13 protein-coding genes are annotated in these 23,867 nt (G+C 49.6%); 2 read left to right on the forward strand and 11 right to left on the reverse strand.

All coding sequences use genetic code 11. From position 1 onward, the window contains the following. The 6 genes from EA392_04775 to EA392_04800 all read right to left on the reverse strand — a co-directional run. The coding region (locus EA392_04775; protein TVR40000.1) for a hypothetical protein at positions 1-5,030 on the reverse strand (5,030 nt) is incomplete at its 3' end. A gap of 48 nt (positions 5,031-5,078) precedes the next feature. Then, on the reverse strand, positions 5,079-5,450 hold the full coding sequence (locus EA392_04780; GenBank protein TVR40001.1) for a hypothetical protein: 372 nt from the start codon (positions 5,448-5,450) through the stop codon (positions 5,079-5,081). 334 nt (positions 5,451-5,784) lie between these two features. After that, a complete protein-coding gene (locus EA392_04785) occupies positions 5,785-7,173 on the reverse strand; it encodes a hypothetical protein (GenBank protein TVR40002.1) in 1,389 nt (462 codons plus the stop codon). 13 nt (positions 7,174-7,186) lie between these two features. Continuing rightward, positions 7,187-8,170: a type IX secretion system membrane protein PorP/SprF gene (locus EA392_04790; protein ID TVR40003.1), complete on the reverse strand. Its 984-nt coding sequence runs from the start codon at positions 8,168-8,170 to the stop codon at positions 7,187-7,189. A 20-nt stretch (positions 8,171-8,190) separates the two neighbouring features. Next, complete coding sequence (locus tag EA392_04795; protein ID TVR40004.1) at positions 8,191-13,197, reverse strand: HYR domain-containing protein; 5,007 nt, start codon at positions 13,195-13,197, stop codon at positions 8,191-8,193. Between the two features lie 202 nt (positions 13,198-13,399). Continuing rightward, on the reverse strand, positions 13,400-14,260 hold the full coding sequence (locus tag EA392_04800) for an ion transporter (protein TVR40005.1): 861 nt from the start codon (positions 14,258-14,260) through the stop codon (positions 13,400-13,402). A gap of 85 nt (positions 14,261-14,345) precedes the next feature. On the opposite strand from EA392_04800, the gene EA392_04805 reads away from it, so the two are divergent. Beyond that, positions 14,346-16,493 carry an RNA-binding transcriptional accessory protein gene (locus tag EA392_04805; protein TVR40006.1) on the forward strand — a complete coding sequence of 716 codons (2,148 nt, stop codon included), beginning with the start codon at positions 14,346-14,348 and terminating at the stop codon, positions 16,491-16,493. Here EA392_04805 and EA392_04810 read toward each other — a convergent pair. The 5 genes from EA392_04810 to mnmE all read right to left on the reverse strand — a co-directional run bounded on the left by EA392_04810 (position 16,484) and on the right by mnmE (position 22,629). After that, on the reverse strand, positions 16,484-17,527 hold the full coding sequence (locus EA392_04810; protein TVR40007.1) for an alkane 1-monooxygenase: 1,044 nt from the start codon (positions 17,525-17,527) through the stop codon (positions 16,484-16,486). The genes EA392_04805 and EA392_04810 overlap by 10 nt on opposite strands. Positions 17,528-17,602: 75 nt before the next feature. Beyond that, positions 17,603-17,890, reverse strand: coding sequence for a DUF551 domain-containing protein (locus EA392_04815; GenBank protein ID TVR40008.1), 288 nt, complete (start codon positions 17,888-17,890; stop codon positions 17,603-17,605). Between the two features lie 21 nt (positions 17,891-17,911). Beyond that, positions 17,912-20,512, reverse strand: coding sequence for a T9SS C-terminal target domain-containing protein (locus tag EA392_04820; GenBank protein ID TVR40009.1), 2,601 nt, complete (start codon positions 20,510-20,512; stop codon positions 17,912-17,914). A 1-nt stretch (position 20,513) separates the two neighbouring features. Beyond that, positions 20,514-21,149: a toxin-antitoxin system YwqK family antitoxin gene (locus EA392_04825; protein ID TVR40010.1), complete on the reverse strand. Its 636-nt coding sequence runs from the start codon at positions 21,147-21,149 to the stop codon at positions 20,514-20,516. A 100-nt stretch (positions 21,150-21,249) separates the two neighbouring features. Continuing rightward, positions 21,250-22,629 (reverse strand): tRNA uridine-5-carboxymethylaminomethyl(34) synthesis GTPase MnmE, encoded by a 1,380-nt coding sequence (mnmE, locus tag EA392_04830; protein ID TVR40011.1) that lies wholly within the window; start codon positions 22,627-22,629, stop codon positions 21,250-21,252. A 156-nt stretch (positions 22,630-22,785) separates the two neighbouring features. Here mnmE and sucD point away from each other — a divergent pair, with 156 nt between their 5' ends. Further along, a complete protein-coding gene (gene sucD, locus EA392_04835) occupies positions 22,786-23,664 on the forward strand; it encodes a succinate--CoA ligase subunit alpha (GenBank protein TVR40012.1) in 879 nt (292 codons plus the stop codon). Positions 23,665-23,867 lie beyond the last annotated feature (203 nt).

Below are 23,867 nucleotides of genomic sequence, written 5' to 3' on the forward strand. Positions count from 1 at the left end.
CGGGTAATGGTACCGGCACACTCGTCGCCGTCAACGATGTCGCCACCGTGGGTGATGCTTACGATACCGCAGTTGTCAACAGCCGTAATAAGGCTGGTGTCGGGAGCAGGTACGTCATCAATACAGTCGTAGCTGGCATCGGGCGCACACTCGGTGATTACCGGAGCCTGATCGTCGAACACGAAGATGCTTTGTGAAGCCGTAGCGTTGTTGCCACAGTCATCGGTAGCACTCCAGGTGCGGATGATGGTGTAAGACTGAGGACACTCACCTTCTTCGATCATCTCGCTGAAGATCACATTCAACTCTTCGGTGCAGTTATCGGTAGCGGTTACTACAGCCGGCTCGGGAATGTTGTCGCAGCTTGCTTCGGTGTCCATTGGAACACCAGCCAATACAGGCGCAATAGAATCGTTAAACGCGATAATCTGTGAGTACTTGGCGATATTACCGCACTCGTCGATTGCATCGTAAATACGGGTAATAAAACCATCGCACTCGTTTCCATTCATGATGTCACCGGCGTGAACAATTTCAACAGGTCCGTCGCAGTTGTCTTCTGCTTCGAGGAGTGCAGTATCCGGAGCGGGAACATCACTGAAGCAAGAAAGGAAGAGGTCATCAGGCACCATAGTAAACTCGGGCGCAATGGTGTCTTCTACCAATATCACTTGCTCAATGGTGGTGCTGTTTCCACAGTTGTCAGTAGCAGTCCAGATGCGGGTAATCTCGTAAGAGCACAAATCTGTGAACTGAGGTCCTTCCTGTCCGTCGAGGAAGATGTTACCCCAACCAGCTACGTTGTTTCCATCGTAGAAACCGCTGAAGTAGAAGCGGGTGTACATACCCCACTCAGTGTTGCGATTGTTGGCTACGTCTCCAAGCTGGAAGCCATTACCTACTGGCAGATCGGCCTGGGTAAGGTTCAGGAAGAATCCTTCGTAGTCAAGTACTCCAATCAGCTTGCTCAACCCGGGGTTGATGGTGTAGTAGCTCCAGTCGTTGTATTCATTGGTAACAAGGTTGTTGTCATCAATGTAGATGCCACCATCTTCGTTCCACTCATCCCATGCTTTTCCATTCTGGAGCCAGAGATCAACTTCCCAACCTTTTTGGTTGTAGGTTGTGCTGATTACCGTTCCTTGCAGTCGGGCATTTCCATCAGAATACTGAATGATAGATGCTCCATCCTGGAACTGGTACTTGTCATTTCCTGGCAGGAAGGTGGCCAGACGCAGTGCAAAGTCATCACCTACAGCAGTGGTAACGCTTGAGATGCTTTGAGCACTGGTAAGTTCGGTGAATGAAATAGTCACCTCGTCTGCACAATTGTCGGTAGCAGTGAGCTCTTCTGGCTCGGGCACATCATCCGGACATTGAACCACCAGATTATCAGGAACAGAATCAAACTCGGGAGCAGTGGTGTCAACGATGGTAATTACCTGAGTGTGCGACACAGTGTTTTCGCAAGTGTCGGTAGCGGTCCATGTACGCAAGATGGTGTATGCCTCGGGGCAAGCACCTTCCTCAGTGGTTTCACTGAATTCTACAATAACATCAGCATCACAATTGTCGGTAGCGGTTACCATTGCAGGTGCAGGGATTTCTTCGCTGCACTCAATGGTTGTATCAGCCGGCAGGTTGTGAAGGGTAGGAGCAACGGTATCAACCAGGGTAATGAACTGCTCAAACACTGTTTGATTTCCACACTGGTCGGTTGCAGTCCATACACGCTGAATCACACCGGGGCATCCACCTGAGAAGAAGGTCTCTTCAAAATCGATATCCACCTCGCTGCAATTATCTTCAGCCTCCAAATCTGCAGGATCGGGCACGTTTGCACAGTCAACTGAGATTTGCATTGCTGGCGGATTGATAAATACCGGTGCTACATCGTCGTTGTAAGTAATGGTTTGCACGCACTCAGTGCTGTTACCACACTCGTCAGTTGCAACGTATGTGCGAATGATTGTTCCTTCACAATCATCACCGTCCCATTCATCACCTGCGTGTGTAATGGTTACCTCACCACAGTTGTCAGTTGCTGTTACCAGAGAGATGTCGGCAGCAGGAACATCATCAATACAGCTGTACTCTGCATCGGCAGGGCACTCGGTAACTTCAGGGGCGGTTTCGTCAACGATTGTAATAACCTGAGAAGCTGCAGTAGTATTTCCGCATTCGTCAGTGGCCATCCAGGTACGGGTGATGACAGATGCCTGTGGGCACTCTTCATCCTGCTCAACCGTTTCGTTGAACATGACAGCCATTGCAGCAGTACAGTTGTCTGAAGCAACTACATCAGCAGGAGCAGGAATTTCTTCTTCACATGAGAGCGTGATATCTGCAGGTACACCGGCCAATACGGGTGCAACTGTATCTGCAACAATGATGGTTTGAATGTATTTGGCAAGATTACCGCAAACATCTACTGCATCAAACGTGCGATTGATTACTCCGTTGCATTCGTCACCTTGAATGAAGATATCTCCTGCAAAGGTGATTTCTACGGGACCACCACAGTTGTCCTCGGCGGCGAGCTCAGAAAGATCAGGAGCAGGAATGTCAGCAAAACACTCGAAGAAGAGGTCATCAGGAGTTTCAGTAAACTCAGGAGCTGTAGTGTCTTCAACGGTGATGGTTTGGTTTACGATGTTCACGTTTCCGCAGTCATCGGCGGCAATGTAGAAGCGCTCAATTTCGTAAACGCAAAGGAATTCTGTTTCAGGGTTATCTTCACACTCCTTGTCAACATTGATGTCACCGTGACCGGAAACACTGTTTCCATTCAGCACACCCTCATAGTGGAACCAGCCGGCAAGACCGTTATTAGAGTTTTTGCCGTTGGCAGCAATACCGCACTGGAATCCGAAGAAATAGTTGGCAGGCATGTGGCTCAACTGGAGGAATGAACCTGCAAATTCACCGGCGCCAATCAGGAATGAGTTGTTGTTGTCAAGCTCGTAGTAGTCCCAGTCCAGGTAATTGTCTTCTGCGAGCATGAGGTCATCTTTGTAGCTTCTGCCAAGCTCGCTCCAGTCATTCCAGTCGCGCTTGTTCTCGAGTCGCATGAAAACTTCCCACTGTTGGTTGGGGTTATTGATCGCAGTGACTGTACCGGTAATGATCGCAGAACCGTCAGCATACACTTCCATGGTACCCACTCCTGGTTCAAATACGTAGTAGTCGGTTGCACCAGGAAGGTTAAAGAGAACAATGCTCCAGTCAACACCTGGGCCAACCGCGGTGGTAAGTTCGCAGGTTTCGTCACCAGGGAAAATGGGAGTTTCGAAGTACCATGCGCTCACGTCGGCGGTACAGTTGTCAATTGCAGGAATTTCTACAAAAGGAGGAACGTCTTCTTCACACTCGACAGCTATGTCTTCGATGTCTTCTATGAACTGAGGAGCTTCGGTGTCGTTGTATTCAAACACCTGCGTGCAGGTATATTCGTTTTGACACTGGTCGAATGCAACGTAAGTGCGCGTTACAGTACCTGTACACTCGTCGCCATCAACCACGTCACCTTCCCATGAAACCACAACATCACCGCAGAGACCGGAAGTATCAACAGCATCGGTATTGGGTTCAGGTACGTCAGTTGAACATTGCACTGTTTCACCTTCCGCACAAACAATGGCTGCGTTGGGATCGTTGCTGGCAATGATGTTTTGTACACAGCTCAACCCTTCAACTGTGCTGCCGTCAGGAGCAACGATAAACCAGGTGCGGTTGATTTCGGTAACGGGGCAAGTAGAAACAACCTCATCGGTGTAGTCTGCTGAATATATTCCTTCTGGATCACCCGTGATGGTAGCATTACCTGTAACTTCGGGGTCGGTTCCTTGCTGACAGAAGACGGAAGCATCTTCGGGGCATTCAATGTCAACACATACGTTTACTTCCACCCAAACAGGGTTGGTCATTTCATAACATCCTTCCTCGGCATCAGCATCAATGTCTGCGATATTACCATCTACTTCGAGGCCGGTGATTTCACCAGCGTAAGAGATGCCGTAGATGGCATACAATGCCGGGTCGTATCCTTCAAAGTCAAAATTTCCGCTTTGGTTAATCTCGAGGATGTCGCCATCAGCGTTGGTAAGTACAAAGTCGTAAAATTCACTCGGAGTAACTGCACTTGTCAATACCTGCACGGTTTTGTCGGCGTCGGTATTACAGATCTCCACATTGTTTCCGGTAAGTGAAGGAGAGGTAAGGTTACCTGCCTGGCAGAAGAAAATGGAGAAGCTGCTTCCTTTGATGAAGACGCCGGAGTCGTATATCGCATCGGTAACGTCAGCGATAGCAAAACGGAAGGTGTAGGTAGAGTCGGGAACTACAGCAACATTAGCAGTAAGAACAACTGTAAAGCCGTTGTAGGCAATGCTTGAGCCGTTGTTGTTGTTAACGTAGAACTCCGGGAAGAAAGGAGCACAAGCCTGACCGTTATCATTGATGTTGTTAATGGTAACAGGGTGACTGGTGCCTGGCACCAGCGCCACATTTGTGTTGGCGTACAATCCACCATCTGGATTGGGGCCATTCACAAAAAACGCAAACACATCGTTAAAGCTTGAGCAAACAAATTCGGGGTACTCTTCAGATCCGAAAACGTACTGAACCGAAATGTGATTGTCGGTAGGCACGAAGTCGAACTCCAGAATACAGGCGTCGTTGGTGCTCAGACCACCAACCAATGCAGCTAATGCAGCATCTCCGGATGTGTTGTGCGCTGTTGATGCGAAGAAACTGGCCGGATTGGCGACTTCAGTGGCTAAGCCGGTCGTTAGAAGTATGCCTTCGTCCAGGTTCAGGTTCGTAGCATCTCCGTTGCTAAACAGTCCTGCGCCATTAGGGCCGCAGGTAAGAGATACGTTGCTCACAGATACACCACTGCCTACAATGGAGCTGGCAAGTTGATGAGCATCTGATGAGCTGACAACATTGAGCTGCGCTGATGCCGGGCTGGCTATCAGGCAACACAACGCGATCATCATACTTGTAAAATGCGCGTAAAAGTTTTTCATGTTAGCGAAATTAAAGGGGGTTTCTGAATACAATAGGTTTGAGATGAATTACTCACCAATAGGGTTTTCTTCCAAACGTTCAGCGAAGTGCGCGTTCCAGGCAGCTACATCCCAGTTTGGTTTGTTGTTGCCTTTCACAACGAGAAGCACTTTGCCCTCAGAAGGCATGCCGCGAAGAAGAAAGTTTTCGCAACAACGAGCCTGAAAATACTGCGTCATTTCTGCCGGACTTTCAAAGCTCATATGCGAAACGTCGATGATGAAGTGGCCGTCTGGCTCATCGTTCGCGTTAAGTTCGATGAATCCTTCGGGGGTTAGATTGGCCAAACGCACGTCTTGTGCTGATAGTGTTCCGAAAAGCAAGAGCCCTACAAAAGTGAGCATGCTTGTTTTAATGAGGGTAAGTAGTTGTTGCTTCATAGCTATGTGTTTGATTTTACGTTTTGAAAAAGTTTCAATATTTCGACTTAGTGAAAATTGACCACGACAAAATTCTGATTTTCGTAGATGAATGTCAAGGGAATGATGTTAAAATGTAGTTTGTTGGTGTCAAGTGCCTGTTTATCAAATCAAAATAATGCAGTTCCATTTCCAGGGAAACCTGGAGCAACGGAAATGTGTTTGTGTCGGTATTATTGTAAAGTTCTCGTTATCAATTTTTTTAGAGATTACTCTGCCTAATGGCACTAAAAAAGGGTCGTTCATAAGTACGACCCTTTAACCTTCTCAAATCGAGATATAATGTCCCCGTAGGTTAGTCTCTGAAATAAATCTCTACCCTTCGGTTGAGTTGGCGTCCCTCTTCTGTGGCATTGGATGCCGCGGGCTGCTTTTTGCCCTTGCCGGCAATTTCAATTCTTTTTGCGGCAATGCCTTTTGACTCCAAATATTCTCTGGCGGCATTCGCCCGGTTTTTCGATAGCGGAAGGTTGTATTCCTGGCTACCGCGATCATCACAGTGGCCTACCAGACGTACATTCAAACCGGCATCTTTTTTAAGCTCTTCAACTACAACGTCGAGTACTTCCTTGCTTTTGGTGCGCAGAAAATATTTGTCGTAGTCAAAGTAGATGTTATCCAAAGCCTGATTATTTGCAATTTGGCTGCGAGGGTCAATAGGCTTCTGGTCTATTCCCACCACCTTAATGGTATCGTCTTCTTCGAAAACTCCATCATCACCAAGTTTGGGGTCAGCCGTGTCATCTTCTTCAGCAATCACAGCGTCGTCATCATCTTCTTCCTCTTCAACCACCAATCGGGTGCTGTATATGTTGGCAATGGTGTCGTTGCGGCTACTGCAAAAGAAGGCTGTTCCATCTTCGTAAAGAGAAAAGTAGGCATCAAAATCTCCGGAGTTCACTCCAGAGAGGTTTACCGGAACACTCCAATTGGTCCAGCCTTCATCTTGTCGGTCTGAGTAAAAGATGTCATATCCACCCATTCCGGCACGTCCGTCGGTAGCAAAGTAAAGTCGTTGTCTGTCGGGAGAGAGGTAGGGTGAAATTTCATCACCTGTTGTGTTGATTCTCTCACCCAGGTTAACAGGAACATTCCAGCTTCCCTGCTCATCCTTGAGTACAATGTAGAGGTCATTTTTTCCTTTGGAGAAGTTATCCTGCATGGATATGAACATGATATCTTCTTCAGGAGTGACATAAAAGCTATAGAACTCATTTACCGGATTCACGCCAGGAACTTTTTCATTTACAGGTGTAGTCCATTTTCCTTCCTGATAGGTAGATTTCGACAAACCGATGCCAGTTTGGTTGCGGCGCTCATAAGTGTTCACCAGATAAATGGTGTTGCCGTCCTCGCTGATTCCGGCCACGGCATTGTTGCCTTTTGAGTTGAGCGGCCCGAGATCGTTGGAGGCATCGCTCCAGGTGCCATCATCGTTTTTTCGGCAATGCCAAATGTCGTGGCCACCTTTTACACCGCCTGTGTTATCAGGGTGAAAGGAGCGAACAAAGAACAGCACGGATCCGTCTTTCGACATCAAAGGCAAGCTTTCTTCGGCAGCACCGCTGTTTACCGCATCAGGCATTTTTTCGGGATTCTCGAATCGCGGCACCTGAGCTTCTACAGACATCAGGCTGAAGGTCCAAACAGCCATCAGGGAAACACAAAGTCGTAATAGGTTCATGAGCGGCACTGTTTTAGTTTTTAAAGAGCATTAGTCCGAGTACAATTTCGTGGCTACCACTGCTGAAGGTGTTCAGGCCGGATAGCGTGTAGTCGTATGAGTATCCAACACGCACAAGGTCAGCAATCGTAATTCCCAGCATGGCAACTACGGCATCTTCGTGACGGTAACCTACCCCAAGCCAGAATTTCTGCTGATAGTCAAGGCGCATGTTTACATCAAACGAGAGTGGGGCAGGCCCCTGGTATCGAAGCATGGTGCTTGGTGTTAGACCAAAGTTTTCGCCAAGCCCCAATCTGTAGCCCGCAACCACATAGTGGTGGTCTGCAAGTCTTGCATCGCTAAGTTCATTGCCTCCAAAGGCAATTTGATTTCTCATGAGCTGGTACAAACCATAGCCGATAAAAAATCTGTCGCTGTAGAACATGGCACCGAGATTCAGGTCAAACATATTGGCTTGCTCTCCCTGGCCCACAAAGCGGTTAAATGTGTCGTCATTGGCATCTTGCAGAGTGATGCGGTTCAAGTCGAACTGCATTCCTGTCCAGCCCAAAGATGCACCCAGGGAGAAGTTGTACTTCTTACCTACAGGAATATGCAAGGCGTACCCCAAATTGATAAATGTTCGTTGAAACGGACCGTATTCATCTACCATTGCAATACCACCTAAAGCGTGCTTCAGCTTTCGTTTTCCGGTTTCGGCCGGTGCAGCGTACAAGTCAGGTCGGCTGATGGGGATAGATAATGAAGGGCCGGTATCTTTATCCTGCTTACCCAACACACCTGTTGCGCTGAGGTAGTAGGTTTTAGGCGCATCATCTATTCCAACCCATTGCTGTCTTGTGCTCAGGTTGATGTCGAGATAGTCATTCATACCCGCAGCAGCCGGATTCACAACATACATATTGTGCATATACTGACTGTACTGTGGCAGTTGCTGGCTGTATGCAACTGAAGCTATGAACACCAGGGCTAAAGAGCTTAGATATCTTTTCATGGCTGTGTTTGTCTCTCAGTTTATCGGATGATGGTTACGGTACCAACTTTGGGTTCGGACCCGTCTTTGAAATCAATTACGTAGTAGTATGCCGCAACCGGAAGTGGTTGGTTGTTGTAGGTTCCATCCCAGGGGTCGTTGTATCCTACGGATTCAAAGATTTTGTTACCCCAGCGGTTGTAGATCATCACTTCGGTAATGGGAGTTACACCGGGGATGTTCCAAACATCGTTGGTGCCGTCGTTATCGGGGGTAAATCCACTTGGAATCTCGAAGAACACGGTTACGGTAACCTGATCTTCGTAACGGCATCCGTTTTCGCTGGTGTAGGTTACCGTGTAGGTAGTGGTAACAGTTGGTGATGCAACAGGGTTGGGGCAGTCGGTACAGCTCAAGCCTGTGGCGGGTGACCACTCGTAGGTGCCTCCTTCGGGAGTTCCCGTGGCTTCAAGGTCTGCCGATTCACCTGGTCCGATGGTTACATTCGGGCCAGCATTTACGCCACCTTCAGACTCCACGATGATGGTCACAAAGTCAGTGGTAGAGGGGCAAATATCTCCACCGATTACTGTCCAGCTCAACACGAGTTCACCGGGCTCAATGTTCGAAACTGTTGCGTTCGGATCGCTGGGGTCGGAAATATCTGCTGAGCCACTCACGATCTCCCAAAAACCTACTCCCTCGCCGGGGTTATTAGCTTCCAGGGTTGTTTCGTTGCCGTCGCAAAGCAGTTGGTCAGGTCCGGCATCTGCCGCGTCGGGGTCTTCTTCAACCGTCACGGTAAAGGTGCAGGTGCTGACGTTACCCGATGCATCCACGGCCTCATAAGTAACGGTAGTGGTGCCGATAGGGAAGGTAGCCCCCGGGCCGGGACCCTCGGTTTGGGTAAGGCTTGTTACCTCACAGTTATCAGTGGCACTGATGTCCCAGTCAACCTCAGGCTCACAGGTTTCGATGTTTCCTGGACAAGCAATAACAGGTGCTTCTTCGTCTGTTACAGTAACTACAAAGCTGCAAGAGGCCGTATTTCCGGAATTGTCGGTTACCGTCCATGTTACGGTAGTGCTTCCTACCGGGAAAGTGGCACCACTCTCAAAGCCTGAAGTAAGCGACAGTGTAAAGTCACAGTTGTCATCGCCAACAGGTGGTTCGTAGTTAACTACTGCACCACAAACGCCCTCGTCATTGGATAAGGTAATATCAGAGGGGCAGTCAGAAATGGTTGGGTCTATTTCATCAATGATGGTGATGGTAAAGCTACAGGTTGCGGTGTTGCCTGAGGCATCCACGGCTTCGTAGGTAATGGTGTGCACCCCGATATCGAAGGTGCTTCCTGAAGGCTCACCTTCAATCAAGTTGATTTCAACCACTTCGCAGTTGTCTGTTGCCGTGGGCAGGTCGTAGTTAACTTCAAACTCGCATTCGTCTTCGGTAGCGGTTATGGTAATGTTCTCGGGACAAGTTATCACCGGATCTTCTTCGTCAACTACAGTGATTACAAAACTGCAGGTAGCAGTATTGCCCAGGGTATTTATGGCGGTATAGGTGATGGTTGTGGTACCGAGCGGGAAGAATGCTCCGGGTTCCAGACCTGCATTCAGCTCGAGTGTTACATCGCCTCCACAGGCATCTTCAGCCACGGGTAGCGGGTAGTCCACAAAGGCGCCACAAGTGTCAGCATCATTGGAGACAACGATGTCGCCGGGGCAAGTGATGGATGGGTCACTTTCGCCAATGACTGTTACGGTAAACTCACAGATAGTAACGTTTCCACTCTCATCAGTTACTTGATAAACGATGGTGGTAACTCCCACAACAAATTCGCTTCCAGAGGCTGGTCCTGAAATCAGTTCAATGGTTAAATTGTCGTCGCAGTTGTCTGTTGCTGTGGGTTCAGGGTAGTTTACAATTGCTGTGCAGTCTTCGTTATTAGCGTCCACAACAATATCATTGGGGCATTCAACCACCGGGGCAATGGTATCCAGTACGGTGATGGTGAAGCTACACTCAGCGGTGTTTCCGCTCAGATCTGTAACCGTCCACGTTTCGGTATTGGTTCCCACCGGGAAGAAACCTCCGGGGCCCACTCCGCTAGTCAGTGTTGTTACTGCTCCGGGGCAATTGTCCTCACCCACAGGCGCTTCGTAATCAACGTTGGTTCCACATGCTGTAGGGTCTGCGTAAGCAATTATATCCTCAGGACATTCAATAGTAGGAGGCACGGTTTCTACCACAGTAATGGTGAAACTGCAGGTAGCGGTATTGCCGGAGGCATCTTCAGCTTCAATCACAATGGTGTGCTCACCGGCTGGAACTGTGGTTCCGGGAGCCGGACCTGAAATAAGTTCTACAGTTACCCCCGGGCAATTGTCTTCGGCAGTTGGGAACTCGTAATTGAGGTCCGTGGTGCAGTCGCCTTCGGGTAGAATGATGGTTTCATCACCCGGACAGTCCGCAAAAGTGGGGTCTTCGGTGTCATTCACGATAATGTTGAAATCGCAGAAATTCTGATTGCCTGCCTGATCCGTGAATGACCACACAACAGTTGTGGAACCTACCGGGAATGTAGAGCCCGGTGCAGGGCCTGAAACCTGCTCTACAATGATGTCGTTGTTGTCGCAGTTATCAGTGGCAGTTGGTGCGGGGTAATCTACAACTGCAGAGCAGAGGCCTGGGTCGTTGTCGGTTACGATGTCTCCACAATTCGGTTGTGGGGGTTCAACGTCGTTTACTGTGACGTTAAATGTACAAGTGGCTGTATTTCCGGCAGCGTCTTCAATTTGATACACTACGCCTGTTGTTCCCACCGGGAAGAATCCGCCAGGGCCGATGTCTGTTAGAAGGGATATGGTGAAATCATCACAGTTGTCCGATCCAGTTGGCATGGGAAAGTTCACATTGGCACCACATTCGCCGGGGTCGTTATCTGCAACGATGTCGTCGGGGCAGGTGATTTCAGGGGCGATGTCATCAACCACAGTCACGGTAAAGCCGCACTGGGCAGTGTTGCCACTGGCATCCATAACCTCAAAGGCAACAGTGGTAGTTCCAACCGGGAAAAATGAGCCGGGAGGCAAGCCATCAATAATTGTTGTGATTGCTCCGGGGCAATTGTCGGTTCCGAATGGCGGATCGTACATCACAACAGCCCCACATTCATCCGGGTCAACACTTACAACGATGTTTTCCGGGCAAACTATTTCGGGTGGAATGATTTCCAATACGGTTATATTGAATGAACAAGTGGCTGTATTTCCGGCTGCGTCGGTTACCTGAAATTCCTGTACTGTGGTGCCGGTAGGGAAGATATCTCCGGATGCCAAACCTTCAGTTTGAAATACAGGTCCTACGCCCGGGCAGTTGTCGGTGGCTACGGGAAGGTCAAAAACGACGTTGGTAAAGCATTCTCCTTCTTCAAGTTCAATGACAATATCTTCAGGGCATTCGAGTGCCGGTGGCTCAACATCTTCCACGATGATATCGAATGCGCAGATAATTTCATTGCCGCTACCATCAATAATTTGGTATTCGATGGTAGTGTTTCCCAGCGGAAACTCCGACCCCGAAGGCAAACCTCCTATTTGCTCAATACTGGCAACAGGACATTCGCTTTCAATTTGAGGCTCTTCGAACTCTACTACGGCCGAACAGAAGCCTTCATCTGTTCCAACGGTTATATCTTCCGGACAGACTACCACCGGTGGCACGGTGTCAACCACTATAATGGAAAAAGAGCAACTATCGCTGTTTCCAAGGGTGTCGGTTACCAACCAGGTTTCAATGGTGGTTCCGATGGGGAAAGAGGAGCCTGAGCCAAGACCGGCTATCTGAACAATTTCTACGGTGCTGCATTCGCTGCTTCCCACAGGCGGGTCGTAATTTACAACGGCTTCGCAGGTCGCTGGGTCGGCATTGACTGTTATGTCATCCGGGCAATCAATCATCAGGTTGCCATTGGCAATAACGTTGATGGTGTCAGAGTCAATCTCACAGTCGCCATTGAATATGGTGTACACAAATTGGTTGAGACCATTGCTCAGGTTGGTTACCTCAGTTGTGGCGCTGTCGGGGAATTGAATGACTCCGTTTCCGGTAAGCACGGACCATTGACCAACGCCAAAGCCCGGGGTGGTTGCTGAAATGGTGGTGAAATTTTCACAGATGTTTTGATCGGGTCCTGTTTCTGCTTTTTGGGGAGGGTCACCTTCAGTGATAATCAAGGTGTATTCGCCGTCGTTAAAATTAAAAAAGCCTTCTACGGTGATGTAGTAGGTTCCGGCGGGCAGATACGCGCTAACTTCGGATTGTGCACCGCAAATATCATCATTCTCAACGATCAACCCGCTGCAGCAGTCTGTGCTAAGATATATCCATGTATCCCAAAAAGTAGAGTCGCAGGTGGAGAAGGTGTAAAAACCATCACAAAGAACAATTACCTCGATGGTCTGGTCGTCAGATGGTCGGAAGTTACAGTCGTTTCCGGCGCCGTTGGTGTTCCCTGTAATGGTTACCGGTGCAAACACCGTAAAATCAGGATTACATCCCGGAGCGTCTGCTGAGATGTTGCTCGACCAGGTTCCTGAAAATTCATTGAGACAATTGGTGTTGATTTCTTCTATGTTCACCGAGGCACTGCTAGGGTCGCCATCCACAGTAAGGGTAAAACTGAAACACGGACCGAACTCGCCATCGTCAGTAACCCAGAATTGACCGGGAAGACCGTCGAAAGAGTAAGTAATGGTACCGCCCGCAATATTGGCAATGGCGGCTCCGCCTGTGTATGGGTTAATGATTTCAGGAGCTGAGGTTTCCAGGATGTTCAGGCCGCCACTCATAAAAATGACTGGGCCGTTTTCCGATCCTCGTTCACCTACACACATCAGCACATCAAAGCTGAAAGTGCCGTCTCCGTTGTCAACCAGATTGTTCGCAGTGACGCTCGGTGAAAAGTCACATGCGAGCACAGGTACTGTGAATCCGAGCAGCAACAGCAACCCGAGAGAAACTTTAGTAATGGTTCGCTTCATGGCAAATGGTCGTTCGATTTTGCGAGCCAAATATATCGTTTATACCCGAATGACTACAATTGGTAGGTGCTTTTTTTTCGTTGGTCGTATCGGGTTGATTGGCTGTATCCAACATGTTAAAAAGCGCCAATTTGGTTCGACTGCGAATTGTTCAGCTTGACTTGAGTCGCCCAAAAGTCTTCGGGTTTTTCGGGTGCAGGTATCATCTCTCAGGGCGAATGTCCTCACCACATCGAAAACAAAAGGCAGCGTCCTTTTTATGCCCGGTTGTTTTGCATGCAGGGCATACAAAAAGCCGCAAATCAGAAACGTCTATATCCTTAGCCTTGAGTTTTCGTCTGGTTACTTCAGACGACACAATCCCTGTGGGCACAGCTATGATTCCGTAACCCAGTATCATCACAATCACGGCAAGTGTTTGCCCTAAGGGTGTGATAGGGGTAATGTCGCCATAACCAACCGTGGTTAACGTAACAATGGCCCAGTAGATACTTCGTGGTATGCTGTTAAAGCCTGAGGCAGCACCTTCAACCAAGTACATGATGGTGCCAAAAATGGATACGATACTCAACACCGCAAAGATGAAAACCAGAATTTTCACTCCGCTTCCTCTTAACGCAAATATCATCTCCCTGCTCTCGCGGGTAAACCGGTCCAGCTTGAGTATCCTGAAAACACGCAACAAGCGCATAACCCGGATAATCATCAGACTCCGGGCGAATGGGAAAACCAAACTGATAAAAGTGGGCAGAATGGCGAGTAAATCGATTACTCCGTAAAAGCTCCTGATGTATCGCAGTTTGTCATTGGCGCAGTATATCCGCAAAGCATATTCTGCCGAGAAAAGCACGGTGATAATCCACTCAAGAACCAGAAACAAGGTTTCGTTTCCTTCGCGAATAAAGTCAACACTCTCAAGAATAACGAGGAGAACGCTGAAGAGTATGACCCAAAGCAAAATCACGTCGAATCGCTTGCCAGCCGGGGTGTCCGACCTGAAAATGATTATGTACAAGCGCTCCTTGTCGAAGAAGCTTGCAGGGGTCACGGGTTGGTTGTTCATCGATACAAATGTAGCAGACAAATGATAAGCTCCTTATCTTGTATCTATGCCTTTTTAAAACCACCGCCCGTAATACCTTTGTCCCATGCAGCTTCAACACGCCATAGATTACCAACCGGGGCAGGGGCCTCAAAACGCACAGGCCGCGCTTAAATTACTCGAAAGCGGAGCCAGTATTCCTTTTATCGCCCGCTACCGAAAGGATGAATGCGGAGGGCTTGATGAGGTTCAACTGCAACAACTCGAAAAATGGAAGCAAGGCTTTGATGCTCTTCAAAATCGCAGACAGGCAATGCTCAAAAGTTTGGAAGAGCGTAATTTGATAACGGAAAAACTTAGAGAAGAGCTGTTGGCTGCCAATACTTTAACAGCCCTCGAAGACCTTTATCTTCCCTTCAAGTCACAGCGTGTAACACGGGCAGATCAGGCGCGAAAAGCCGGCCTTGAGCCCCTGGCCAAAATGATGATGGCCGGGCAGGACGGCAATCCTGAAGACATGGCCCGACGTTTCGTGAAGGGACCAGTTAAAAATACGGAAGATGCCATTTCAGGAGCAATGGATATTGTAGCGTCGTGGGTGAATGAACACCTTGCGCTCAGAAACAAACTGCGGCGTGTGTTTCAGAACGAGGCTTTGGTAAAGGCAGAAGTTATGAAGGGCAAGGAAGAAGAAGCCGAGGTTTATCGCGACTATTTTAACTTCGAAGAACCGGCCCGAAAAATAAAGGCTCACCGCATACTGGCCGTGTTCCGCGGCGAAAACGAAGGCCTGTTAAAGCTTTCAATTGCACCCGACAGATCGCGCTGTTTGTCGCTTATTGAATCACAGTTTGTGCGTGGTGAAGGCGCAGGTGCACAACACATAAAAAAGGCCTGTGCCGATGCCTACTCACGACTCTTGCGGCCGTCGCTGCAAAACGACCTTAAGCAGGAACTTCGCGAAAGGGCAGAGGAAGAGGCCACCCGGATTTTTGTGAACAATTTGCGCCAACTTCTGATGGCTCCTCCACTGGGAGCCAAAAGGGTGATAGCCATTGACCCGGGATTTAAATCGGGTTGTAAAGTGGTGTGTCTGGATGAACAAGGACAATTGCTGGCGCATGATACCATCTATCCTCATCCACCACAGCGAAAAACCAATGCTGCCCGCAATGCCCTTCAAACCCTGGTGCGGGCGCACAACATAGAGGTTGTCGCCATCGGAAATGGAACGGCGGGTCGCGAAACAGAAATGTTTATAAAAGGCACGCCGTTTAAATCAGACCTCGATGTGTACATGGTAAACGAAGATGGGGCATCCGTTTATTCAGCATCATCGGTGGGTAGGGCAGAGTTCCCAAAGCATGATGTTACTGTGCGGGGAGCCGTATCCATTGGACGCCGGCTGATGGACCCATTGGCTGAGCTTGTGAAGATTGATCCGCAGTCGCTTGGAGTAGGGCAGTATCAGCACGATGTGGAAAAGAACCGTTTAAAACGCGCCTTGCAGCAGTGTGTGGAATCTGTTGTAAATGAGGTAGGAGTGGATATCAATACGGCAAGTCCGTATTTGCTGGCTTACGTAAGTGGATTGGGAAGTTCAACCGCTCAGTCCATCGTTGATTACCGCAGTGGGAACGGACCCTTCAAAAACCGAAAAGAACTGCTCTCAGTGCCCGGACTTGGAGCTAAAACCCATGAGCTTTGTGCAGGGTTTTTACGCATTCAGGATGGAGATGAGCCACTGGATAACACCGCGGTACACCCCGAATCGTATGCCCTGGTGAAGGCCATAGCCAAGAATCTCGGCGTAGATCACTCAAACCTGATTCGAAATACGGAACTCATTCAAAAAGTTGATCGCGATAAATGGCTTAAAAAGGGGGTGGGAAGTTTTACGCTCAATGATGTACTGGCCGAGCTGGAAAAACCCTCTCGCGACCCGCGCCGCAGGGCCTATATGGTTGAGTTTGACAAACGCATCAGCAGCCCATCCGATTTGGTAGAAGGGAGCGAAATGTGGGGCGTTGTGACCAATATTACCAGTTTTGGAGCCTTTGTGGATGTGGGTGTTAAGCAAGATGGTTTGGTGCACATATCCGAACTGGCAGACCGTTTTATCTCCGACCCCTTTCAAGTGGTTCAAATCAACCAACCGGTTCGGGTGAAGGTGCTTTCTGTGGATGTGCCAAGAAAGCGTATTGCACTCAGCATGAAACAGGCTACCCTACGCACTCGCGATAATCAGGGTTGAACGGCTTTAACTCTCGGGTTCATAACGCGGAACCAGGCGGGAGGCAGAAGCGTGAGCAACATCATACCCGGATAGCCGGTGGGCATCTGCGGACTGTCGTCGTGGTGCATGAGAATCTGGTATTTCCGGCTGGCCTTGTAGTGATGGTCTGAGTGGCGCGAAAGCTCAAAGAGAATAAGCCGCCCCAGCATGTGGTCGCTGTTCCACGAATGTTTGGGAAGCACACGCTCGTACCTACCCGGTGCAACTTCCTTGCGGAGTAATCCGTAATGCTCAATGTAGTTGATGATTGCCAGCAGCAAAATACCCATCAGCGCGGCGGCGGCAAAGGCACCGAGAGCCTTCCAACCAAAAACGACGGCAATCACCACGAGAAGAATTGCCTGCAAAGATTGAAACCACAACATGTCATTCTTAGCCGAGAAGAATGAATCTCCTCTTTTGCGCAGTTCATCAAGTTGAATACGCCACGCGTGAACATAACCGGAGACTACCGTGCGCCACCAGAATGCGTAAATACTTTCGTTGAACCATGCGGTTTCCGGATCAATAGGGGTGGAGACATAACGGTGATGGCCCCGGTTGTGCTGCACGTAGAAATGCGCATTGAGTGAGGTCATCAGCAGCAGATTCGCCACAATGCGGTGGGCGCGCTCCTTGCGGTGACCCAGTTCGTGGGCCACGTTGATTCCAAAAGCGCCACAAAAAGTTCCCATGGCCAGAATGGCGCCAATCAGCTCGAAGGTCTGCAATGGCTCAAACGCAACGAGAAAAAGAAACCTTATCAACAGCAAAAAGTGAAAGGGAACGATGAGGTAAATCATCACATCAAAAAGCCAGTGGTCTTTGAAACGCTCCTCTTCTTCGTCGCTGATGTTTTCCGGGTCGGGCGGAAAGAGCAGTTCCATCGCAGGGATCACTCCAAATGCCAGAATGACTGTGCTGTAAAGCCACCAACCCTTCCATTCAAAAGACAGGAAGGCGACCAGCGGAAAAATCAACACTGTGAGGTAACGAAAAGCGCGTGTAACCATGTTCGATGCTATTACAGGCTAAAGTTACGCAATCGTTCCTGTGTCAGCAAGGCAGTAAAATGTGACAGGGAGAACTTACTCGTCAAATCCTGCCGGTGGATCAGGTATCGGACGCCAGTGAGTGATATCCTCAAAGTAGTGGTTGGATTGACCTTCGCCCACCCAGAAATGCCGTGCTGTATTTTTTTGCAGGGCCTTTTCTTCGGACAGAAAATCTTTCTGAAATTTCATGACGATGACCCGAATACGAAGCTTGTCTCCGGTTTTTCCGGGCAGGTACACCTCGTTGTTCGGAATAAACACCAATACCCTCTCACCATCGGACGGCAGGGCTTCTTTAACCGATATCCATTCTGAACCCATAACCTTTTGCTTAACTCCTTATTAGTGTTTCACAAGCTTCAGTACTCGGTTACCTGATTGCCCCGATACGCGAACAAAGTAAAGTCCGTGTGATAAACCGTTAAGATCGATTTGCGATTCGCCGGTGGTTCCGTGTACCTGCCATTGCATGATAGCCCTTCCGGTTCCATCCAGTAAGCTTACATTGAGTAGCTGTTCTACCGAAGCCCAGCGCAGCGTAGCCTCGTTGCGCGCCGGATTGGGAAATAGTACCAAATCAGACATCCAAAGTTCTTCCACAGCAAGTGGGTCTGATTCGGAATATATCGAAATATTGTTGATGTACAGGTTGTTGCCCCGTCTGTTTTCGGTCTGAAAGATGGGAATCACATATTCTCCACTCGCCACATCACTCAGGTCAATGACTTCTCTGCGCCATTGCTCTTCAATAGTCGGCACAAAATAGGGGGTGCTCACATCCCAGGTGCTCAGGGCTTCACCGCCCTTTTTGTACACTAGTACCGGCTCCGTTTCGTTGCATTCACTGGCTACATACACCCTGAGGGTATCGTAGGCCAGGGGTGGCGAATTTCGGAGCTGGTATGCAAGGTCAAAGGCCAGGAACAGGTTTTGAGTGCCAGCAGGAACAGCCACTTTGGGTCCCACAAAATCATCGAGCTGACTGGCACGCGGGGCGTATTCCGACAACTCAACACGCATACACACGGCCGAATCCAAAGAGACCGGCAAGGTAAATGGCTCCCAGGTTATTTCGTTGTCGGGGTTTTCGATGTGCCAGGTTGAGAGGTTGATGTTTTCTGTTTCAAATGTTTCCACGAAATCAATCTCTTCGGACGTTTTAATGGCAAAGCGCGCAAAAAGCTGGTTGTTCAGTACATCCTGCTCAATGAGCTCTTCAATTGGTTCTACACCGAAGAACATCTCAGTGTATCCGCTGGAAAGAGTGGTGTAGGCAGGAAGTGTCACATCTAACCAGGCGTTGGGAGCCAGGGTTTCGGTGTACTCAAAGCTTTGTTCTGTCTCACCCGGGATACCGTAATGAACTTCAAAACCGCTAATCGGTTGCGAACCGAAATTGCGCACCCGAATAATGGGTTCAATGGTGTTTTCGCAGGTGGCATTTACACTTGGCCAAACAATTTCCTGCAGCACCAAATCGTGGTCAGCAATGAAAGGGGGCTCGGGCACGTAACCCATTCCTGTGAGGTATTCAAAGGCGTCCACCAGGTTGATGATTCCCATACCGTAAGTATTGTCTTCGCCGGGTTCACCCAAATCAATGGCGCTGTAGTAGAGGGCTTCGAGGATGTCTTTGCCGGGCAGGTAAGGGAACGCTTCTTTCAGAAGCAGTACAGCACCTACCGCATGGGGGCAGGCCATGGATGTACCCGAAAGGCTCGCGTATTCGTTTTGTCCAACCGCCGAGCGCACGTTTTGTCCGGGTGCTACCACTTCGGGCTTAATCAGTATGGATCCTTCGCCTCCACATTGGCTCGGCCCTCTGCTCGAAAAGCCGCTGATGGGTAAACTGGCCACATTGCCGTTTACACTTCCCACTGTAAAGATGTTTACCTCGTTGGAGTTGATGTTGTGCGGAACGCTCATGGTCATCGGTTCGGGGCCGCTGTTTCCGGCAGAACTCACGTTGGCAATTCCGGCAGCTTCCACAGCCAGAAACATTTGGGTCATGTCCTCGTCGCAATAGGGCGATTCTTCCGAGGCAGAGCGACCCCATGAATTGTTGATGGCATGCGGAACATCATCACTGGTGTTGATATCGCCGTCCGGGTTAAGACTCCACTGGTAAGCAAGCAGGTAGGCGTGAAGGGGCTTTACCTGCGACTGGCTGTTGGCAACGGGGTCTGTGGCAATAAAGTAGGCGTTGAAAGCCAGTCCGATGGTGTCGTTCATGGCCGAATCCAGTCCGAGAACAGTGCCGGAGGTGTGTGTGCCGTGGCTACCGGATTTGTCTCCGGGAAACTCAAGGTCATAACCCAGCCAGCTTTCGGACAGAGGTACCCGATGTCCTTTCCACTGCTTTTTAAGGGCAGGGTGGTTGGGCCACACACCGGTATCAACGCTCATCATGGTGGTTCCGCGGCCGGTGTATCCCATTGCCCATAGAGCAGGCGCTCCTACCACGGTAAGTCCGGGTTCGCTGCTGTTTTGCGCTCTGGGCGTTGGTTCCGGTGCACGCACGGGCTCAATCAGCGCAAAGGGTGATTCATCGAGCAGAATGCCGCGCAGGTCGGGGTGATGCCGCAACGCTTCAATTCCTTCGGGTTTTAATTGCAGGGCCAGCATGTTCACGATAAAAATCTCAGGACCTGGCTGGTAAGCAATGTTGTTATCATCCAGAAATTGCAGCATATCGCGTTGACTGCGTTGGGCCAACTTCCGGGTTGTTTGAATGACCGCTTGTGGCCTTTCGTTTACAGGTGTCTGCAACGCATTGAAGGAGAGTTGAAGCGAATCAATGTTGGCCTGTTCGTGAAATGAAAGCAGAACCGGAATCCAATCGCGGTTTTCATTCATGACGCTTTCCAAACGCGGTTCAAGGGTTGCTTGTGAAAGGAGTGTGTAGTGGATGGCAATGAATAAAAGCGCGGATAGGTATCTCATGTTATTGATTTGTTTCGGGTGTTGCTTGTTGTTCAGGAAGAGGTTCCGGGCGTTCAAAATCCATTTCCATCCACTCTCTGCTGCGGAGCTTTCCGTTGCGTTTGTAGGTGGTGAAGTAGCCTACGGGATTCCCTTCTTCGTATTGTTGCTGAGTCATTAACTGCCCGCTCTTGTAATAGGTTTTCACCAGTCCGTGCAATTTGCCTTCGCGGTAGTTGATTTTTTCGTTTACCTCGCCATTGGTAAAGTAGATGATATGGGTTCCGTGCAGCACGCCGTTTTGAAAAACACGTTCCTGGTAGATTCGACCTTTTTCGTCGTAATCGGCAAAGCGACCGTGGGGCACTCCGTCTGAGTATTCTCCTTCGGCCAGCATGTGCCCGTTTTTGTAGTAGGTGATGTTTTTGCCGTCGAAAAAGCCGTGCTTAAACTGTTTCACGGAAAGCAATTCACCATTGCGATAGTACTCTTTCCACTCACCGTGTTTTTTGCCTTTGGCGTCGTAATAGCCTTCGGTTTTGAGTTGGCCGTTGGAAAACAACTCTTCAAAACGCTCTGTTTTCTCCTGGGCCATCAAAGCCTGGGGCAGGATCAGGAAAAGTGCACATGCCGCAAGGGTGGTGAACAGTTGTTTCATGTTAGCCGCAGCCAAAAATTCAGCAGCTTGTAATACAAACTGCCGGGTTGATTAAGTGAAGCTACGAAGATACGGGACTTTGGCGGAAAGAAAAAAGCTGTTACTTACCGATACAAAACCGCGAAAAGATATTCCCGAGCAGATCGTCGGTGGATATCTGCCCCGTAATCTCGCCCAGGTGGTGAAGCGCCTTGCGGATGTCGGTAGCGAGTAGGTCGCCCGAAATGCCCTGCTCCATAGCATGGGCGGCATCACTCAGGGCATTGGATGCATTTTTCAGGGCCTCGTAATGACGGGCGTTGGTTACCACGAGCGAGCCCGTGTCGTGCTGATCTGCAAACGCGCACAGGGCATCTTTGAGTTCATCGAGTTGTTGCTTCTCGCGCGCTGAGATGGAGATGACAGGGTAGGTTTCGTACATTTTTAACCCTTCGAGGTTCGGAGCAGCGCGGTCGGTTTTGTTCACAATTACAATGACCTGCTGGTTTCCGGCTTCGGTGGCACGGCGGATTTCATCCCACTCGTGCTGAAGTTGTTCTGTATCTCTCCGCACCGAATCAATCATGTAAAGTACTACAGACGCAGAAGCTATTTTTTCAAAAGTGCGCACAATGCCCAGCTTTTCTACGTGGTCGGTGGCTTCGCGAATGCCGGCGGTATCAATAAACCGAAACACCAGTCCGTTCATCTGAATTTCATCTTCTACGGTATCGCGGGTAGTACCCGGAATTTCAGATACGATGGCTCGCTCTTCGTTCAGCAAAGCATTGAGCAAAGTGGATTTACCCACATTCGGTTCGCCCACAATCGCTACCGGAATACCGTTTTTGATGACATTTCCCAGCGCAAAGGAATCCATCAGATTGCGAATGAGGGATTGAATTTCAGAGAGCAGCGCACTTAACTGCGAGCGGTCGGCAAATTCCACGTCTTCCTCGCTGAAATCCAGTTCAAGCTCAATCAGCGATGCAAAGTCAATCAGTTGTTCGCGCAAGCGGTTGATTTCAATGCTAAATCCTCCGCGCATCTGCTGCATGGCCAGTTTGTGCGCGCCTGCCGATTCGGAGGCTATCAGGTCGGCCACCGCTTCTGCCTGGCTCAGGTCCATTTTTCCGTTGAGGTAGGCCCGCAGGGTAAACTCGCCGGGCTCGGCCAAACGGGCACCGCTGTTTAACAAAACCTGCAAAATACGCTGCCTGATGTAGGGCGAACCGTGGCAGGAAAGCTCAACCGTGTCTTGACCGGTGTAAGATGCCGGAGCGCGAAAAAGGGTAAGAACGACGTCATCAATCAACTCATCTTCGTGCTGAAAAGTGCCGTAAAAAACGGCAGGAGCCGGTTTTGAGCTTAGTGCTTTGGAAAAGTGGGCTTGAACCACATCCACCGCCTTCGGGCCTGTCATACGGATAACGGCCAGCGCGCCTACGCCGGGTGGAGTAGAGAGGGCGCAGATGGTATCGTCGGGACTGTGTTGTTGCATCGCGGTAAAGTTAGCCAATGCACAAGAACCAGAGCATTGCACCGATTATGGTTTTGCCCGAAGGCATCAGGCTTAACAAACGATGTGAAAGCACATAAAATTTGGGTTGGATAAGACCTGTCAAAACCCTAATTTTGGCCGCCAAATAATGAAACGATGAGTGTACTCGTAAACAAGAATTCCAAGGTTATTGTGCAAGGCTTTACCGGAGGTGAAGGAACTTTTCACGCCGGACAGATGATAGAATACGGAACCAACGTAGTGGGGGGAGTTACCCCCGGAAAAGGAGGCCAGGAGCACCTGGGCCGCCCGGTTTTCAACACCGTTTCGGATGCCGTGAAAGCCACTGGAGCAGATGTTTCAATTCTTTTTGTGCCACCTGCATTTGCCGCCGATGCCATCATGGAGGCAGCCGACGCCGGAATCAAAGTAATTGTAACCATTACCGAGGGAATTCCTGTGAATGACATGGTAAAGGTAAAACGCTACATTGACGATAAAGACTGTACCATGATTGGCCCCAACTGCCCGGGCGTAATCACGGCCGGCGAAGCCAAGGTGGGCATTATGCCGGGCTTCGTATTCAAAGCCGGCAATGTGGGCATTGTTTCCAAGTCAGGAACATTAACCTACGAGGCAGCCGACCAGGTGGTAAAAGCTGGCATGGGTATTACCACAGCCATTGGTATTGGTGGAGACCCCATCATCGGAACCACCACGCTTGAGGCCATTCAGCTTTTTATGAACGACCCAGCTACTGAAGGTATCGTGATGATTGGCGAAATTGGTGGTGAGCTGGAAGCCCGTGCTGCAAAGTGGATCAAAGACAACGGAACCAAACCGGTGGTGGGTTTCATTGCCGGTGAAACGGCGCCGAAAGGCCGCACCATGGGCCACGCCGGAGCCATTGTGAGCGGTGAGCACGAGTCCGCTTCTGCCAAAAAGAAAATCATGCGCGAGTGCGGTATCCATGTAGTGGATTCTCCCGCTGAGATCGGCAAGAAAATGGCCGAAGTTCTTGGCGTAACGGCTTAATCAGAAAAACAGAAAATATGAATCCCGATGCCATGGTGTGTCGGGATTTTTTTGTGAAACCCTGCCAAATGAAAGGGCGCTTTCTTCGAGCGGATTCCGTAACTTTGGAATCCCGTATCGTTGCGGGGTTTGACAAATGAGTAACCCCAGGGCAACTCAATGCTGTGGGTGGTGATTCCAAAGGCTGAAGGAGGTTTTCCTCA

Source organism: Cryomorphaceae bacterium (assembly GCA_007695365.1).
Taxonomy (GTDB): domain Bacteria; phylum Bacteroidota; class Bacteroidia; order Flavobacteriales_D; family SKUL01; genus SKUL01.

Coding starts and splice junctions, on each gene's coding strand:
- EA392_04820 (TVR40009.1), bottom strand. CDS start 20,512: ATGAGATACCTATCCGCGCTTTTATTCATTGCCATCCACTACACACTC.
- EA392_04810 (TVR40007.1), bottom strand. CDS start 17,527: ATGGTTACACGCGCTTTTCGTTACCTCACAGTGTTGATTTTTCCGCTG.
- EA392_04790 (TVR40003.1), bottom strand. CDS start 8,170: ATGAAAAGATATCTAAGCTCTTTAGCCCTGGTGTTCATAGCTTCAGTT.
- mnmE (TVR40011.1), bottom strand. CDS start 22,629: ATGCAACAACACAGTCCCGACGATACCATCTGCGCCCTCTCTACTCCA.
- EA392_04800 (TVR40005.1), bottom strand. CDS start 14,260: ATGAACAACCAACCCGTGACCCCTGCAAGCTTCTTCGACAAGGAGCGC.
- sucD (TVR40012.1), top strand. CDS start 22,786: ATGAGTGTACTCGTAAACAAGAATTCCAAGGTTATTGTGCAAGGCTTT.
- EA392_04795 (TVR40004.1), bottom strand. CDS start 13,197: ATGAAGCGAACCATTACTAAAGTTTCTCTCGGGTTGCTGTTGCTGCTC.
- EA392_04805 (TVR40006.1), top strand. CDS start 14,346: ATGCAGCTTCAACACGCCATAGATTACCAACCGGGGCAGGGGCCTCAA.
- EA392_04825 (TVR40010.1), bottom strand. CDS start 21,149: ATGAAACAACTGTTCACCACCCTTGCGGCATGTGCACTTTTCCTGATC.
- EA392_04815 (TVR40008.1), bottom strand. CDS start 17,890: ATGGGTTCAGAATGGATATCGGTTAAAGAAGCCCTGCCGTCCGATGGT.
- EA392_04785 (TVR40002.1), bottom strand. CDS start 7,173: ATGAACCTATTACGACTTTGTGTTTCCCTGATGGCTGTTTGGACCTTC.
- EA392_04780 (TVR40001.1), bottom strand. CDS start 5,450: ATGAAGCAACAACTACTTACCCTCATTAAAACAAGCATGCTCACTTTT.